Annotated in this window: 12 protein-coding genes and 1 pseudogene; 6 read left to right on the forward strand and 7 right to left on the reverse strand. The window is 67.2% G+C overall.

Going from position 1 to position 14,500, the window contains the following annotated elements:
* Window positions 1-5 precede the first annotated feature (5 nt).
* The 4 genes and pseudogenes from HB681_RS03175 to HB681_RS03185 all read left to right on the forward strand — a co-directional run bounded on the left by HB681_RS03175 (window position 6) and on the right by HB681_RS03185 (window position 3,058).
* Window positions 6-1,349, forward strand: coding sequence for an aspartate aminotransferase family protein (locus HB681_RS03175; protein ID WP_213953327.1), 1,344 nt, complete (start codon window positions 6-8; stop codon window positions 1,347-1,349).
* Window positions 1,350-1,353: 4 nt separating this feature from the next.
* Window positions 1,354-1,522, forward strand: a pseudogene (locus HB681_RS37905) (amino acid ABC transporter substrate-binding protein); the annotation flags it as partial.
* A 10-nt stretch (window positions 1,523-1,532) separates the two neighbouring features.
* Window positions 1,533-2,180 carry an aspartate/glutamate racemase family protein gene (locus HB681_RS03180; RefSeq protein WP_213953328.1) on the forward strand — a complete coding sequence of 216 codons (648 nt, stop codon included), beginning with the start codon at window positions 1,533-1,535 and terminating at the stop codon, window positions 2,178-2,180.
* Window positions 2,181-2,233: 53 nt separating this feature from the next.
* Entirely contained in the window at window positions 2,234-3,058 is an 825-nt protein-coding gene (locus tag HB681_RS03185) for an undecaprenyl-diphosphate phosphatase (protein ID WP_213953329.1), read from the forward strand.
* A gap of 75 nt (window positions 3,059-3,133) precedes the next feature.
* On the opposite strand, the gene HB681_RS03190 is transcribed toward HB681_RS03185, so the two are convergent.
* The 4 genes from HB681_RS03190 to HB681_RS03205 all read right to left on the reverse strand — a co-directional run bounded on the left by HB681_RS03190 (window position 3,134) and on the right by HB681_RS03205 (window position 8,392).
* A complete protein-coding gene (locus HB681_RS03190) occupies window positions 3,134-3,424 on the reverse strand; it encodes a DUF1330 domain-containing protein (protein WP_213953330.1) in 291 nt (96 codons plus the stop codon).
* 70 nt (window positions 3,425-3,494) lie between these two features.
* A complete protein-coding gene (locus HB681_RS03195) occupies window positions 3,495-4,832 on the reverse strand; it encodes an MFS transporter (RefSeq protein ID WP_213953331.1) in 1,338 nt (445 codons plus the stop codon).
* A gap of 55 nt (window positions 4,833-4,887) precedes the next feature.
* Window positions 4,888-7,092, reverse strand: a complete 2,205-nt coding sequence (locus HB681_RS03200) for an acetate--CoA ligase family protein (RefSeq protein WP_213953332.1) — start codon at window positions 7,090-7,092, stop codon at window positions 4,888-4,890.
* 133 nt (window positions 7,093-7,225) lie between these two features.
* Window positions 7,226-8,392 (reverse strand): acyl-CoA dehydrogenase family protein, encoded by a 1,167-nt coding sequence (locus tag HB681_RS03205; RefSeq protein ID WP_213953333.1) that lies wholly within the window; start codon window positions 8,390-8,392, stop codon window positions 7,226-7,228.
* 162 nt (window positions 8,393-8,554) lie between these two features.
* Here HB681_RS03205 and HB681_RS03210 point away from each other — a divergent pair, with 162 nt between their 5' ends.
* The gene (locus tag HB681_RS03210; RefSeq protein WP_213953334.1) at window positions 8,555-9,325 is read left to right on the forward strand and encodes an IclR family transcriptional regulator; all 771 of its coding nucleotides are present in this window, start codon (window positions 8,555-8,557) and stop codon (window positions 9,323-9,325) included.
* 19 nt (window positions 9,326-9,344) lie between these two features.
* Window positions 9,345-10,127: an IclR family transcriptional regulator gene (locus HB681_RS03215; RefSeq protein WP_213953335.1), complete on the forward strand. Its 783-nt coding sequence runs from the start codon at window positions 9,345-9,347 to the stop codon at window positions 10,125-10,127.
* A 19-nt stretch (window positions 10,128-10,146) separates the two neighbouring features.
* On the opposite strand, the gene HB681_RS03220 is transcribed toward HB681_RS03215, so the two are convergent.
* The 3 genes from HB681_RS03220 to mutS are packed head-to-tail and all read right to left on the reverse strand — an operon-like array spanning window position 10,147 to window position 14,454.
* On the reverse strand, window positions 10,147-10,953 hold the full coding sequence (locus tag HB681_RS03220; RefSeq protein ID WP_213953336.1) for an alpha/beta hydrolase: 807 nt from the start codon (window positions 10,951-10,953) through the stop codon (window positions 10,147-10,149).
* 45 nt (window positions 10,954-10,998) lie between these two features.
* A complete protein-coding gene (locus HB681_RS03225) occupies window positions 10,999-11,826 on the reverse strand; it encodes a proteasome-type protease (protein WP_213953337.1) in 828 nt (275 codons plus the stop codon).
* A gap of 33 nt (window positions 11,827-11,859) precedes the next feature.
* A complete protein-coding gene (gene mutS, locus HB681_RS03230; protein ID WP_213953338.1) occupies window positions 11,860-14,454 on the reverse strand; it encodes a DNA mismatch repair protein MutS in 2,595 nt (864 codons plus the stop codon).
* Between the last annotated feature and the right edge of the window lie 46 nt (window positions 14,455-14,500).

The following is a 14,500-nucleotide window of genomic DNA, read 5'->3' on the forward strand; positions in this document are numbered from 1 at the left end:
CTTCCATGACCCATGTCTTCCATCGCCACTTGCGCAACACCCCGCCCGTGGCCGTCGCCGCCAGCGGCGTGACCATTCGCGATGCCGCGGGGCGCGAATACCTCGATGCCTCGGGCGGCGCGGCCGTGTCCTCGCTCGGCCATGCGCACCCCGACGTGCTCGCCGCCATGCATGCGCAGATCGATCGGCTGCCCTATGCGCACACCAGCTTCTTCACCACCGAAGTCGCCGAGCAGCTGGCCGACGAACTGATCCGCACCGCGCCCGAAGGCACGAGCCACGCGTACCTGGTCAGCGGCGGATCGGAGGCGGTGGAGTCGGCGCTCAAGATGGCGCGGCAATACTTCGTCGAGATCGGCCAGCCGCAGCGCACGCACTTCATCGCGCGCCGCCAGAGCTACCACGGCAATACGCTCGGCGCGCTGGCGGTGGGCGGCAACGAATGGCGGCGCGCGCCGTTCGCGCCCATCCTGATCCCGGCCACGCACGTGGCGCCGTGCTATCCCTACCGCGAGCAGCGTGCCGACGAAACGGCGCAGGCCTACGGATTGCGGCTGGCGGCCGAGCTCGAAGCGGCCATCCTCGCGCAGGGCGCCGACCGCGTGATCGCCTTCGTGGCGGAGACCGTCGGGGGCGCCACGGCTGGCGTGCTGGCGCCCGTGCCCGGCTACTTCAAGGCGGTGCGCGCGGTCTGCGACAAGTACGGCGTGCTGCTGATCCTCGACGAGGTGATGTGCGGAATGGGCCGCACCGGCACGCTCTACGCCTGCGAGCAGGAGGGCGTCGTGCCGGACCTGGTGACGATCGCCAAGGGGCTCGGCGGCGGCTACCAGCCTGTCGGCGCCGTGCTCGCGCAGAAGAAGATTGTCGAGGCGATGTCGAAGGGCAGCGGCTTCTTCCGGCATGGCCACACCTACCTTGGCCATCCCGTGGCCTGCGCGGCGGCGCTGGCGGTGCAACAGGTGATACATCGCGACGACCTGCTGGCGAAGGTGCGCGACGACGGCGTGCTGTTCGGCCAGATGCTGCGCAAGGCGCTGGGCTCCCACCCGCACGTGGGCGACATCCGCGGGCGCGGCTTCTTCTGGGGCGTCGAACTCGTTGCCGACCGGGGGAGCAAGTCGCCCTTCGATCGGGGGCAGGCCGTCAATGCACGCCTCAAGAAGGATGCGATGGCGCGAGGCCTGTTGTGCTATCCCTTCGGCGGCACCGTCGATGGCCGACAGGGCGACCACGTGCTGCTCGCACCACCGTTCATCGCGTCCCGGCCGGACCTGCAGAAGATCGCGACCGTGCTGGCCGAGTCGATCGACGCGGTCACGCGGGTCGCCGCGGCCCAGACCGCCTGACGCCAGGGCCCTGGTGGACCGCATGGTCGGTGGCATGATGAAATCCGGCGGGAGGGAAAAGCTCTACGATCAGTGGTTCAGGCAGCCGATCCCGCCGAAGAACATCACATCCACTACCCCTCGATGCCGGGACGAAGGACGCCTTCGCGAACCCGTCGTCGAAGGGAATCTGAGCCCACCGCAATGACTCGCATCGCACTGATCCACGCCCTGACGCACTCGATCGATCCGATCAACCAGGCCTTTGCGCGCGACTGGCCCGAGGCGGTGCGCATGAACGTGCTCGACGACAGCCTTTCGGCCGACCTCGCGCGCAGCGGCGGCGAACTCGACGGGGCCATGCACGAGCGCTTTGCGCGGCTGGGGCAGTACGTGGTCGACACGGGCGTGCAGGGCATCCTGTTCACCTGTTCGGCCTTCGGCGCCTGCATCGAGCGCGTGGCGCGTACGCACTTCGCCATTCCGGTGCTCAAGCCCAACGAGGCCATGGTCGATGAGGCCGTGCAGGGGCAGGGGCGGCTGGGGCTGATCGCGACCTTCGGACCGACGCTCCTGTCGATGCCGCCGGAATTCCCGGAGAGCGTGGAACTGGAGCTTGCGATGGTCGATGGCGCCCTGGACGCCTTGAATGCGGGGGACGCGGCGCGGCACGATGCGTTGATCGCCGCAGAAGCGAAGGCGCTGGCCGACCGTGGCTGCGCCCGCATCGCACTGGCCCAGTTCAGCATGGCCCGCGCGCGAGTGGCGTGCGAGCAGGCATCGGGCGTGCCGGTGCTGACGACCGTCGACAGCGCGGTTCGGGCAATGCGGCACAAGCTGAACGCCGGCTGACCGTCCTGCGGCACTTTGGCTCGCGATAATCGGCGCTCTTTCAAGGAGTGCGCGTGGATATTGTTTTGCTGGTCAAGGCCGCCATCATGGGCATCGTCGAGGGCCTGACGGAGTTCCTGCCGATTTCATCGACCGGTCACCTGATCCTGGCAGGGTCGTTGCTGGGTTTCGACGACGACAAGGCCAAGGTGTTCGACATCGCCATCCAGACCGGCGCGATCTTCGCCGTCATCCTGGTCTATTGGCAGAAGATCCATTCGACCGTCGTCGCGTTGCCCAGGCAAGCCAAGGCGCAGCGCCTCGCGCTCAACATCTTCATCGGGTTCCTGCCGGCCGTGGTGCTGGGCCTGCTGTTCGGCAAGTACATCAAGGCGCACCTGTTCATTCCGGCAGTGGTGGCCAGCACCTTCATCATCGGCGGCTTCATCATCCTCTGGGCCGAGAAGCGCCCGCCGGGTTCTGTGCGCATCGAGAACGTCGACGACATGACGCCCTGGGACGCCCTCAAGGTCGGCCTGGTGCAATGCTTCGCGATGATTCCCGGCACCAGCCGCAGCGGCTCGACCATCATCGGCGGCATGCTGCTGGGGCTGAGCCGGCAGGCCGCCACGGACTTCTCGTTCTTCCTGGCCATCCCCACGCTGATCGGCGCGGCGGTCTACAGCCTCTACAAGGAGCGCGCGCTGCTGTCGGTGGCCGACCTGCCGCTGTTCGGCGTCGGGCTGGCCTTCTCGTTCATCAGCGCGTGGCTGTGCGTGCGCTGGCTGCTGCGCTACATCAGCACGCACAACTTCGTGCCGTTCGCGTGGTATCGCATCGCCTTCGGCATCGTGGTGCTGGCGACGGCGTGGAGCGGGTTGGTGGTGTGGGCCGACTGAAGGGCCGAAGAGGCTTTCTCGAAGCTCCGGCCGGCAGGCGATCTCGCGTTGGCGCGCTGCGCCGCGCTGTTGCGCTCAAATGCCCTCGATGATGCGGATCTCGCGGTCGGCGCCGTCGCCCAGGGCGGCCAGGGCTTCCTGGTAGGCCGGGCTGTCGTGCGCCGCCATGGCCTGCTCGACGCTGTCGAATTCGATCAACACCGTGCGCTGCATCAGGCCGAGTTCGTAGACCTTGGACGGCTCGCCGCGCGCCAGGAAACGCGCGCCGTTGGCAGTAAGTGCCGGGCCGGCCAGCTTCGCATAGGCGGCAAGCTTGTCGGGATCGTTGACCGCACGGTAGGCGCTTACCCAGTAGGCTTTTGGCATGGGGACTCGTTTCAATTCGAATGTAGACGAGCGACTGTGCCGCGTGTCTCGATTCACGGCAAGACCCGTTTCATCTTCCGGCTTGCGCGATGCCGGCACGTTGCGTCGTGAAGAACATGAGCAGTGCGCCCGCCAGGGAGATTGCGCCCAGGATCGTCAGGCCCATGTAGATGCTGCCGGTGCTGGCCTTCATGGCGCCCACCAGCGTCGGGCTGACGAAGGCGCCGATGCCGCCCAGGCTGGTGATCAGCGCGATGCCGCCCGCCTTCGAGTCGCCCGGCAGGAAGCTCGGCGGAAGGGTCCAGAACACGACGAAGCTGCCGTAGGAGGCGGCCGCCGCAAGGGACAGCAGCGCAATCGAGAGCGCCACGCTGTGATGGGCCAGCGGCAACAGCGCGAAGCAGAGCGTGACCACGGCGCAACTCGCCGCCAGGTGCCAGCGACGCTCCATCTTGCGGTCGGAGCTGTACCCGATGAAATACGTACCCAGCGCGCCGGCCAGGAACACCAGGCTCGACAGCCAGCCGACATCCACCAGGTCTTTCACGCCGATGTCCCTGATGATGGTGGGCGCCCAGAAGCCGATGGCGTTGAACGACACCAGCACGCAGAAGTACACGGCGATGCCCACGTAGACCTTGGGATTGGAAAGCGCGTTGCGCAAGCCGTGGCCCTTCTTCCCCGGTGCCTGTTGTTCTTCGGCCGCCAGGTCGCCCAGCACGATGGCCTTCTCGCGTGTCGTCAGCCATGCGGCATCGGCGGGCTTGTCGCACAGGAAGCAGTACGCGACCACGCCGAGGATCACCGCCGGCATCCCTTCCAGGAGGAACAGCCACTGCCAGCCGTGCAGGCCGTGAAGGCCCGACATGTGCACCATGATCCACGTCGACACCGGTCCGCCGATGATGCCGGCGGCCGCCGCACCCATCATGAAGAAGCCCGTGACGCGGCCACGGCGCGCCGACGGAAACCAGCACGTCAGGAAGTAGATGACGCCCGGGAAGAAGCCCGCCTCGGCAGCCCCCAGGAAGAAGCGCATGACGTAGAAGGCCGTCGGCGAATTCACGAACATCATCGCGCTCGAGATCAGTCCCCACAGCACCATGATGCGCAGTAGCGTGCGGCGCGCGCCGATGCGCTGCATCAGCACGTTGCTCGGCACCTCGAAGAGCACATAGCCGACGAAGAACAGCCCCGCGCCCAGGCCGTAGGCCGCCTCGCTGAAGCCCAGGTCGTTCATGAACTGCAGCTTGGCGAAGCTGATGTTGGCGCGGTCGAGGTACGAGACGATGTAGCAGATGATCAGGAACGGCATGAGCCGCCAGGTCACCTTGCGATAGGTCTGCTCGACCTCGCTGGCGGGTTGGGTTGCACCCATCGGCGATGGGTGGGTTTGTGCGATGGACATGGGATTTGGCTCCGAATAGTTATGGGTCGATATGTCTGGTGTGGAACGGCCGGCTTCAGCGATCGGTGTGGGTCGCCGCGACCGCGACTTCTGGCGATTGAGGCTCGGCGACTTGCGGATGCAGGCGCGGATGCAGGTGCGCCTGGACCAGCGGCCTGGCCAGCGCATCGCCGGCCCTCACGCCTTCGCCGGCCTTCTTCACGAAGAGCGGGTTGATGTCGAGTTCATGCACGACGTCGCGCAGGTCGATGGCCAGGGCGGACAGGTGCATGAGTGTGTCGACCACGGCGTCGATGTCGGCCCTGGCACGACCGCGCGCGCCATCCAGGATCGGAAAGGCCCGCAGTTCGCGCAGCATCGCCTCGGCCTCCGACCGCACGAGCGGCGCGATACGGAAGCTCACGTCCTTCATGACCTCGGCATAGATGCCACCGAAGCCCACCATCACGGCCGGACCGAACAGCGGATCGTTGTTGACGCCGAGGATGAGTTCGTGCGCGTCGCCGACCATCTCCTGCACCAGCACGCCGTCGAGCGCGGCTTGCGGCGCATGGGCCCTGGCATTGCGCATGATCTCGTCGAAGGCAAGCGCCACCGCGTCGTCGCCTTGCACGCCCAGGCGCACGCCGCCGGCCTCGGTCTTGTGCGGGATGTCGGTCGACTGGATTTTCATGACGACCGGCGCGTCCATGGCTCCGGCCATTCGGACCGCGTCCGATGCGTTCGCCGCCAGCGCTTCCTGCGTCGCACGGATGCCGTAGGCGCTCAACACCTGCTTGGCCTCGTACTCCGTGAGGTCGGTGCGGCGGCCGACGATGGAAGCGCGCACCTCGGGCCGATGGAGGACGAGCGGCTTCTCGCCCGACTGCTGTCCAATGCGCGTGCGCGCCGCCTCGAAGGCCCACAGCGCGCTGGCGCCACGCGCACAACGCACCGGCGACTGGTAGCGCGGGATGCCGGCCGCGTCGAGGATGTCGTAGGCCTCCTGCACGTTGGCCGGGTCGGCATTCCACGCCACGAGGATCGGCATGTCGCGCTCCTGCGAGACGCGGACGATCTCGCGGGCCAGTTCCACGGCCAGCTTGCCGCTGGCGGCCGCGAGCGCCAGCCCGATCATGTCGACGTTCGGATCGTCGGCCAGCTTCTCTAGCGTCACCTTCAGCAGGCTGGCATCGGCCAGCAGGCTCGCCGTCACGTCCAGGGGATTCGCCACCGCCGCGAACGAAGGCAGCACCTGCTTCAGCGCGCTCACGGTCGATGCGTCGAGTGCCGGCAATTGCAGGCCGCCCTCGGAAGCACGGTCCGCCATCGCGATGCCGGCGCCGCCGGAGATCGTGACGACCGCGAGTCGATTGCCCCTGGGAAAGCGGCGCGGCAGCAGTGCCTTGGCGCAGTCCGCCAGGTCGCCGACATCGTTCACCTCGATGATGCCGGCCTGCCTGAAGGCGGCGCGGTACAGCGCCATCGCGCCGCCGAGGTTGGCCGTGTGCGAGGCGGCGGCCCTTGCGCCCGCTTCCGACGTGCCCACCTTCCAGACGAGCATCGGCTTCCCCGCACGCAGCGCGCGCTGGCCGATGCCCACGAGCCGGTGCGCATCCTGGAAGCCCTCCACATAGCCGGCGATGACATGCGTCTGCGGGTCGTCGATCATCGCGTCCATGAAGTCGAGCGACGTCGTCACCGACTCGTTGCCGGTCGACACGTAGTGACGAAAGCCGATGCCCTCCTGGCTGGCCAGCATCACGATCGAATTGCCGAAGGCGCCGCTCTGCGAGGTGAGGCTGAGATGGCCCGCCGGATAGGTCGCCCCGTACGGGGCGCCGAAGCCCACATGAATGCCATCGCTGATGTTCATGTAGCCCTGGCAGTTGGGCCCGATCACGCGCATGCCGAATTCGCGGGCCGTGCCGGCGATGTTGCGCTGCGCCTGCGCGCCTTCCTCGCCCGCCTCGGCAAAGCCCGAGGAAAGGATGACCGCGAACCGGCAGCCCTTGCGGCCCAGGTCGGCCAGCGCGCCGGCCACGCGCCTGGCCGCGACGGCGATCACCGCAACGTCCGGTGCCATGGGCAGCGAGGCGACATCCGGATAGCAGCGATGGCCCGCCACCTCCGAGTAGCGCGGGTTGACGGGCAGTATCTCGCCCGTATAGCCCTTGGACTTCAGATGCGCGATCGGCTGCCCGCTGATGGATGCGAGGTCCTGCGATGCGCCGATGACGGCAACGGAGCGTGGGTTGAAGAATGGGATGAACGAAGACATGAAGGGTTCCTGGAAAGACGGCGCACAGGGGCACCCGGTCCGCCTTGCCGCGCTGGCGAGATCGGGGGGAGGGCGACGCGGCAGTCGGTCGCCGGGGTTCGTGGGTCAGGCCTGGATGAACAGGCCTTGCGGGTCAGGCTGTGAGGTCGTGGCCTGCGGCGCTGAAGGTGCGCTTCGCGATGTTGATCTGGTGGATCTGGCTGGTGCCTTCGTAGAGCCTGAACAGCCGCACGTCACGGTAGAAGCGCTCGATGCTGTTGTCGGAGATGAAGCCGTAGCCACCGAGCATCTGCACGCAGCGGTCGGCGACGCGTCCGCACATCTCCGAAGCGAAGTACTTGCAGATGGATGCTTCCATCGTCACGTCCTTGCCGTCATCGCGCTTGCGGGCCGTCTCGAGGACGAGTGCGCGCGCCGCATGGATCTCGGTCTGGCAGTCCGCGACCAGCGCCTGCACCAGCTGGAATGCACCCACGGGCTGCCCGAACTGCTTGCGGCTGGCCGTGTGGGCGATCGCGTCGTCGAGCATGCGGATGGCCGGGCCGATGCACAGCGCGGCCAGGTGGATGCGCTGCTTGTTCAGCACCTTCATCGCCGTGCGGAAACCCTTGCCCTCTTCGCCGCCGATCAGGTTGGCGGCGGGCACGCGGCAGTTGTCGAAGTGCACCTCGGACACCGGCGAGCCCGCCTGTCCCATCTTGCTGTAGGGCTTGCCGGTGCTCAGGCCCGGCGTCTCGCGCTCCACCAGGAAGGCCGACACGCCGCTTGCGCCAGGGTTGTCCGGCGCGGTGCGCGCCATCACGGTGAACAGGCCGGCGATGGGCGCGTTGGTGATGAAGCACTTGGTGCCGTTGAGGACGTAGTGGTCGCCGTCGCGCACGGCCGTCGTGCGCAGGGCCGTCGCGTCCGAGCCCGCCTCGGGTTCGGTGAGCGCGAAGCAGCCGGTCAGCTTGCCGCTCGCCATGTCGGGCAGGTAGCGGCGCTTCTGCGCTTCCGAGCCTTCCGCCACCAGCGCCTCGGAGCCGATGCCGGTGTTGGTGCCGACGCGGGCACGAAACGCCACCGAGCATTGCGACAACTCCATCGCGGCCAGCACCAGTTCCTCGGTGGTCATGCCGGCGCCGCCATAGGCCTCGGGAATCGAATAGCCGAACAGCCCGTTCGCGGCCATGTCGCTCACCACGTCGACTGGCACCTCGTCGGCGGCGGCCACGCGTGCCTCGTTGGGCACCAGCCGCGTGCGGACGAAATCGCGCAGCTTGCCGATGAAAACCTCAAAACCCTGGGTGTCTCGAATCATCTTTGTCTCCTGTCTGGTTGAGCCCGCGGTCGCTGGGCCGGTGCAGGAAATGTAGGAGAATGCGAGCCTTTCAGAGCCGCGTGTTTCTCTATGTTAAACACCATCCAACCGACCGCCGCGACGCATTTCCCATTGAAAACACCGCATCCTCCGCGCCACCAGATGTTCGCGACCAGCCTGGCCAATGGCCTGTCGATCATGAAATGCTTCAAGGTCGGCGAGCCTGCCCTCGGCAATCGCGAATTCGCCGAGCGGACCGGCTTGTCGAAGGCCACCGTGTCCCGCCTGACCTACACGCTGGGCGAACTCGGCTTCCTCAAGTACGACGCGGAGCACAAACGCTACCGCCTGGGCTCGGCCACGCTGTCGGCGGGCTATCCCTTGCTGGCCAACATGACCGTCCGGCAACTGGCGCGCCCCTTGATGAAAGCCCTGGCCGACCAGGCGCACGGCTCGGTGTCGCTGGGCATGCGCGATCGCGCCGCCATGGTCTACGTCGAGACCTGCCGCGGCCATGAGTCGATCGCCTTCAGGCCGGACATCGGCGCATCGCTGCCGTTGCTGGACACCGCCATGGGCCGGGCCTGGCTGGCGGGCACCGACGAGGACCAGCGCTGCGAGGTGCTCCGGCAGATCCAGGCCGACGACCCGACTGCCTGGAAGAAGCACGGCCGCGCAGTCCAGGATTCGCTGCGTCGCTTTGCCGACGCCGGCGCCTGCTTTTCGAAGGGCGATTGGCAGCAGGACATCCATGCCGTCGCCGTGCCGATGCGGCTGGAGGTCGACAGCGAAACCCTTGTCTTCACATGCGGCGTGCCCGCCGTGCTGTCGGGGCGCAGGATGCTGGAAGACGAGGTGGCGCCGGCATTGCAGCGCTTGGTGCGCGAAGTGGAAAGCGCCTGGCTTGCTCACCATGAAAATGCCGGGCTTTGAGCCGCCCGGACGACGCACCATGCCCGCCGACGACCTCCCGCAGGACAAGCAGTTCGCCAGCACACTGGCCAACGGCCTCGAGTTGCTCCAGTGCTTCAAGCCGGGCGAGCCACTGCTCGGCAACAGGGAGTTCGTCGCCCGCACCGGCCTCGACAAGGCAACGGTGTCGCGCCTCTGCTTTACGCTGACCGCGCTGGGCTACCTGCGGCACGACATCAAGCTGGGCAAGTACCGCCTCGGCGCGGCCGTGTTGTCGATGGGCTATCCGTTGCTGGCCAGCATGATCCTGCGACAGGTGGCCAGGCCGCTGATGAACGAGTTGGCGAGCGAAGTAGGGGGCACTGTCGGCATCGGCATCCGGGACCGCGCCGAAATGGTCTACATGGATACTGCCCGGTCGGAGGAAGGCGATGCGCCGCTCATCGACATCGGCGCATCGATGCCGCTGATCGCCACCGCCATCGGGCGCGCATGGCTCACCCGTGCCGACCCCATCGAACGCGAGTCGGCGCTCAACCAGATCAAGGTGCGATATCCCAAGCTGTTCGCGGAGCATGCGCGGCGGCTGCCGCAAACGATGCGGGAGATGGCATCGCGTGGCTACTGCACGAATCCAGGCTACTTCCAGCCGGATCGGCTTGCGGTCGCCGTGCCGATGTCCAGGCTGGTCAATTCCGAGATCGTGGTCTTCAACTGCACCGTGCCCGCGGCCCGGGCCGCGACACCCGACACGCAACAGCGCGTGGGGCTGCGTCTGGTGACGCTGGTGCGCAGCGTCGAGGTGGCGCTGGGACTGCGGTAGGCACGGCGGCCCCGACCGCTCAGCCCAGCAGGTTGCGCAGCGACGCCTCGACCGCCGCGGCCGTGGCAATGGGCTTTTCCATCGGGAACAGGTGCGTGCCGTCGAGCATGCTGATGCGCCCGTGCGTGACCTTCTCGGTCATCAACATCCCCGCGGCCTTCATCTCGCGCGACTGGCGACCGCCGATGAAGGCGACCGGGCACTTGAGCGGATGACGTCGCAGCAGGCTGCCCAGGTTGTGCGGAACGGTGTCGTAGATGGCCGTCTCGACATCGCGGTCGAAACTGAGCACGCGCGAGTCTTCCGCATCCAGCGTGCCGTGGTCGATGTAGTCGTGCAGCACCTGCTCGTCCCACCTGGCAAAGGCCTTCTTGGTGCGGAAGTGCTCGAACACCTCGTCGCGATGGGCCCAGGTGGTGCGGCGCTTGCGGCTCACCACGCTGGGCGACATGGCCCGCATGAAGGGCGAGAGCTTGGCCAGGCTCAGCGTGTCCGCGCGCCAGCCGCCGATGAGCGGCGAGTCGAGCAGCAGCACGCCTTTCGCCAGTTCAGGATGCTGGGCCGCGCACATCAGGCTCAGGAACCCGCCGAGCGAGTGGCCGACCAGGAACACCGGGCCGCCCTTTTTCTTGCCGATCCGCGCCTTCGTGAAGTCGGCGAGTTGCTGCACCAGGTTCGGCCAGTTGTCCGTGACGGGGTACTTCGGGTCATGTCCGAATTTCTCGATGGCATCGACCTCGAAGCCGCGATTGCGCAGGCTGTCGAGCATCACCCGGTAGGTGCTGGCCGGGAAACTGTTGCCGTGGGAGAAGACGATGGAAGGCATATGTTGTTCGCCCGTTCGCCGGGCGCGCCCGAACGGTACCGGGACTCAGATCAGTTTTTCTTCAGGCGTGGAGATCTTGCGCAGCGCGCCGTGGCGCGCGGCCGGCATCTTCAGGGGATGCGCGGAAGCCGAGTCGTCCCACACCGGGTCCTCGATGCTGTCGAACACCTCGCGCAGCTTCTGGCCCCAGCTGTTGTGCATCATGCGGTAGTAGGGGTTCTCGGCATCGATGCAGATCACGCGATCGGTCTGCAGCTTGTTGGCCTCGTAGACCACCAGGTCGAGCGGCAGGCCGACCGAGAGGTTCGACTTCATGGTCGAGTCCATCGACACCAGTGCGCACTTGGCGGCCTCGTCGAGCGGCGTCTCGGGCGTGAGCACGCGGTCGAGCACCGGCTTGCCGTACTTCGATTCGCCGACCTGGAAGTAGGGCGTCTCGGTCGTGGCCTCGATGAAGTTGCCTGCGGAGTAGACGAGGAACAGGCGCATGCCCTCGCCCTTGACCTGGCCGCCGAAGATGAAGGACACGTTGAAGTCCAGACCCGCATGCTTCAGCGCCTCGGCATCGCGGTCATACACGTGGCGCACGGCCGAGCCGAGCACGCGGGCCGCGTCGAACATGCTCTTCGCGTTCCAGATCGTGATGGGCGGCCCGCCGTTGGGCTCCTGCAGTTCCTCGATCTGCAGGATCTCGCGCACGGATTGCGAAATGCTCAGGTTGCCCGCCGACAGCAGCACCATGAAGCGGTCGCCCGGTTGCTCGTAGCAGATCATCTTGCGGAAGGTGCTGATGTGGTCGACTCCCGCGTTGGTGCGCGAGTCGGAGAGGAACACCAGGCCGGCGTTCAGTTTGATGCCTACGCAATATGTCATGAGCAGTCTCTGTGCACGAAACGGGCCCGTTCCTCAGCCCTGGCTTCGTGCGTTCAATCTTTGGAGTGTGTAGAGGGCCTCGAGCGCCTCCCTGGGGCTCATCGCGTCGGGGTCGAGCGCAGCCAGCGCGGATTCTACGGCGCTGGTTGCGGGCGGCGCGACCTCGGGCGGCGGCGCGAACAGGTCGACCTGCGCACGCGTCTGAGTCTGCTGCGCCTCCAGTGCTTCCAGCGCCTGCCGGGCATGGTTCACCACGGCGGCCGGCATGCCGGCGAGGCGCGCCACCTGGATGCCGTAGCTCTTGCTGGCCGGGCCCGGCTGCATCTCGTGCAGGAACACGATGTCGCGGCCCGACTCGGTCGCGCTCACATGCATGTTGACGGCCGCATGGTGCGTGGCCGGGAACTCGGTCAGCTCGAAGTAGTGCGTCGCGAACAGCGTGAAGGCCTTGGTGCGGTCATGCAGTTGCGCCGCGATGCCTGCCGCGAGCGCGAGGCCGTCGAAGGTGCTGGTCCCGCGGCCGATCTCGTCCATCAGGACCAGTGACTGCGCGCTGGCCCCGTGCAGGATCTGCGCGGCCTCGGTCATCTCCAGCATGAAGGTCGATTGCGCATTGGCCAGGTCGTCGGCCGCGCCGATGCGGGTGTGGATCGCGTCGATCGGGCCGAGCCGGCAGGCGGTGGCCGGCACGTGGCTGCCGATGGAAGCCAGCAGCACGATGATCGCGACCTGCCGCATGTAGGTCGACTTGCCGCCCATGTTGGGGCCGGTGATGACCTGCATGCGTTGCTGCGGGCCCATGCGCGTGTCGTTGGCGATGAAGTTGCCGGCGGACTTCTCGGCCAGGCGCGCCTCGACCACGGGATGCCGGCCGCCGATGATCTCGATGCACGGGTGCGCCACGAACGAGGGCGCGCGCCAGTTCAACGTGTGCGAGCGCTCGGCCAGTGCGCAGAGGGCATCGAGCGTGGCCAGTGCGGTTGCCAGGCGCGTGAGCGCGGGAACGTGGGCTTGCAAGGCATCCAGCAGTTGCTCGTAGAGGAACTTCTCGCGGGCCAGCGCGCGGTCCTGCGCCGAGAGCGCCTTGTCCTCGAAGGTCTTGAGCTCGGGCGTGATGAAGCGCTCGGCATTCTTCAGCGTCTGGCGGCGGCGGTAGTTGTCGGGCACCTTGGCCAGCATGCTCTGCGTGACCTCGATGTAGAAGCCATGCACGCGGTTGAACTGCACGCGCAGGTTGCTGATGCCGGTGCGCTCGCGCTCCTCGATTTCGAGCTTGAGGAGAAAGTCGTCGCAGTTGTCGCTGATGGCGCGCAGTTCGTCGAGATCCGCATCGTGGCCGATGGCGATCACGCCACCGTCGCGCACCAGCGCGGAAGGGTCGGGCTTGATCGCGCCGACCAGCGATTCGGCGCAGCCCGGCGGTGCGGCGAAGTCGTTGCAGATGTCGGCGAGCAGCGCGGCGAAGCCCGGCAGTGCGGGCGCCAATTGCTCCGTCTTGGCGAGCGCGAGGCGCAATGCCACCAGTTCGCGTGGCCGCACCTGGCGCAAGGCAATGCGCGCCGCGATGCGCTCGACGTCGCTGGTGTTCTTGAGTTGCTCGCGCAGCGTGCGCCAGGGCAGCACGGTGCTGCCCGCGGGCGCGGTCTGCAGCGCGGCGATGGCTTCCAGTCGGGCCTGCGCCTCGCTGCGGTCGCGCCGCGGCGCCAGCAGCCAGCGCTTGAGCAGGCGGCTGCCCATCCCGGTCATGCAGGTGTCGAGCAGCGAGAACATCGTCGGCGAATCCTCGCCGCGCAGCGTCTGCACGAGTTCGAGGTTGCGGCGCGTGGTGGGTGGCAGCTCGATCAGTTCACCATCGCGTTCGACCACGAGCTTCTGCAAATGCGTCAGCGCGCGGCCCTGCGTGTGTTCCGCATAGCCGAGCAAGGCCGAGGCGGCGGCATGCGCATTCGTCAGTCCTTCGGCATTCCACGCGGCGAGGCTCACGCTGGCCAGTTGCTCGCTCAGCTTGCGTTCGCCGAGCCCGCCATCGAACTGCCAGGCCGGCCGGATCGACAAGGTGAAAGGCGCGGTGCCGGAGCGCGCCGCTTTCAGCCGGTTCTCGAAGGCCGGCGTGACCTCGGCGCTGTAGAGCACCTCGCTCGGCGCGATGCGGCCGATCCAGCCTTCGAGCGCATCGGCCGGGCATTCGGCCAGGTGCAGGTCCGCGCCCGTCACGCTGAGCCAGGCCAGCCCGACGAAATTGCGCGTGCCGGCATGCACGGAGAGCAGCAGCGATTCGCTGCGGTCGTTGAGCAACTCGGAATCGGTCAGCGTTCCGGGCGTGACGACCCGCATCACCTTGCGCTCGACCGGCCCCTTGCTCGCGCCGACCTCGCCGACCTGCTCGCAGATGGCGACCGACTCGCCCAGCTTGATGAGCCGGGCCAGGTAGGTGTCGACCGCATGGAAGGGCACGCCGCACATCACCACCGGCTGGCCGGCCGACTGACCGCGTTGAGTGAGCGTGATGTCGAGCAGGCGCGCGGCCTTCTCGGCGTCGGCCCAGAACAGCTCGTAGAAATCGCCCATCCGGTAGAAGAGCAGGGTGTCCGGATGGTCGGCTTTGAGGCGCAGGTACTGCACCATCATGGGAGTGTGGGATGCCAGCTCGGCTGGCGCTATCGAAGTCAACGCG

This window comes from Variovorax sp. dw_954, assembly GCF_018449755.1.
GTDB lineage: Bacteria > Pseudomonadota > Gammaproteobacteria > Burkholderiales > Burkholderiaceae_C > Variovorax.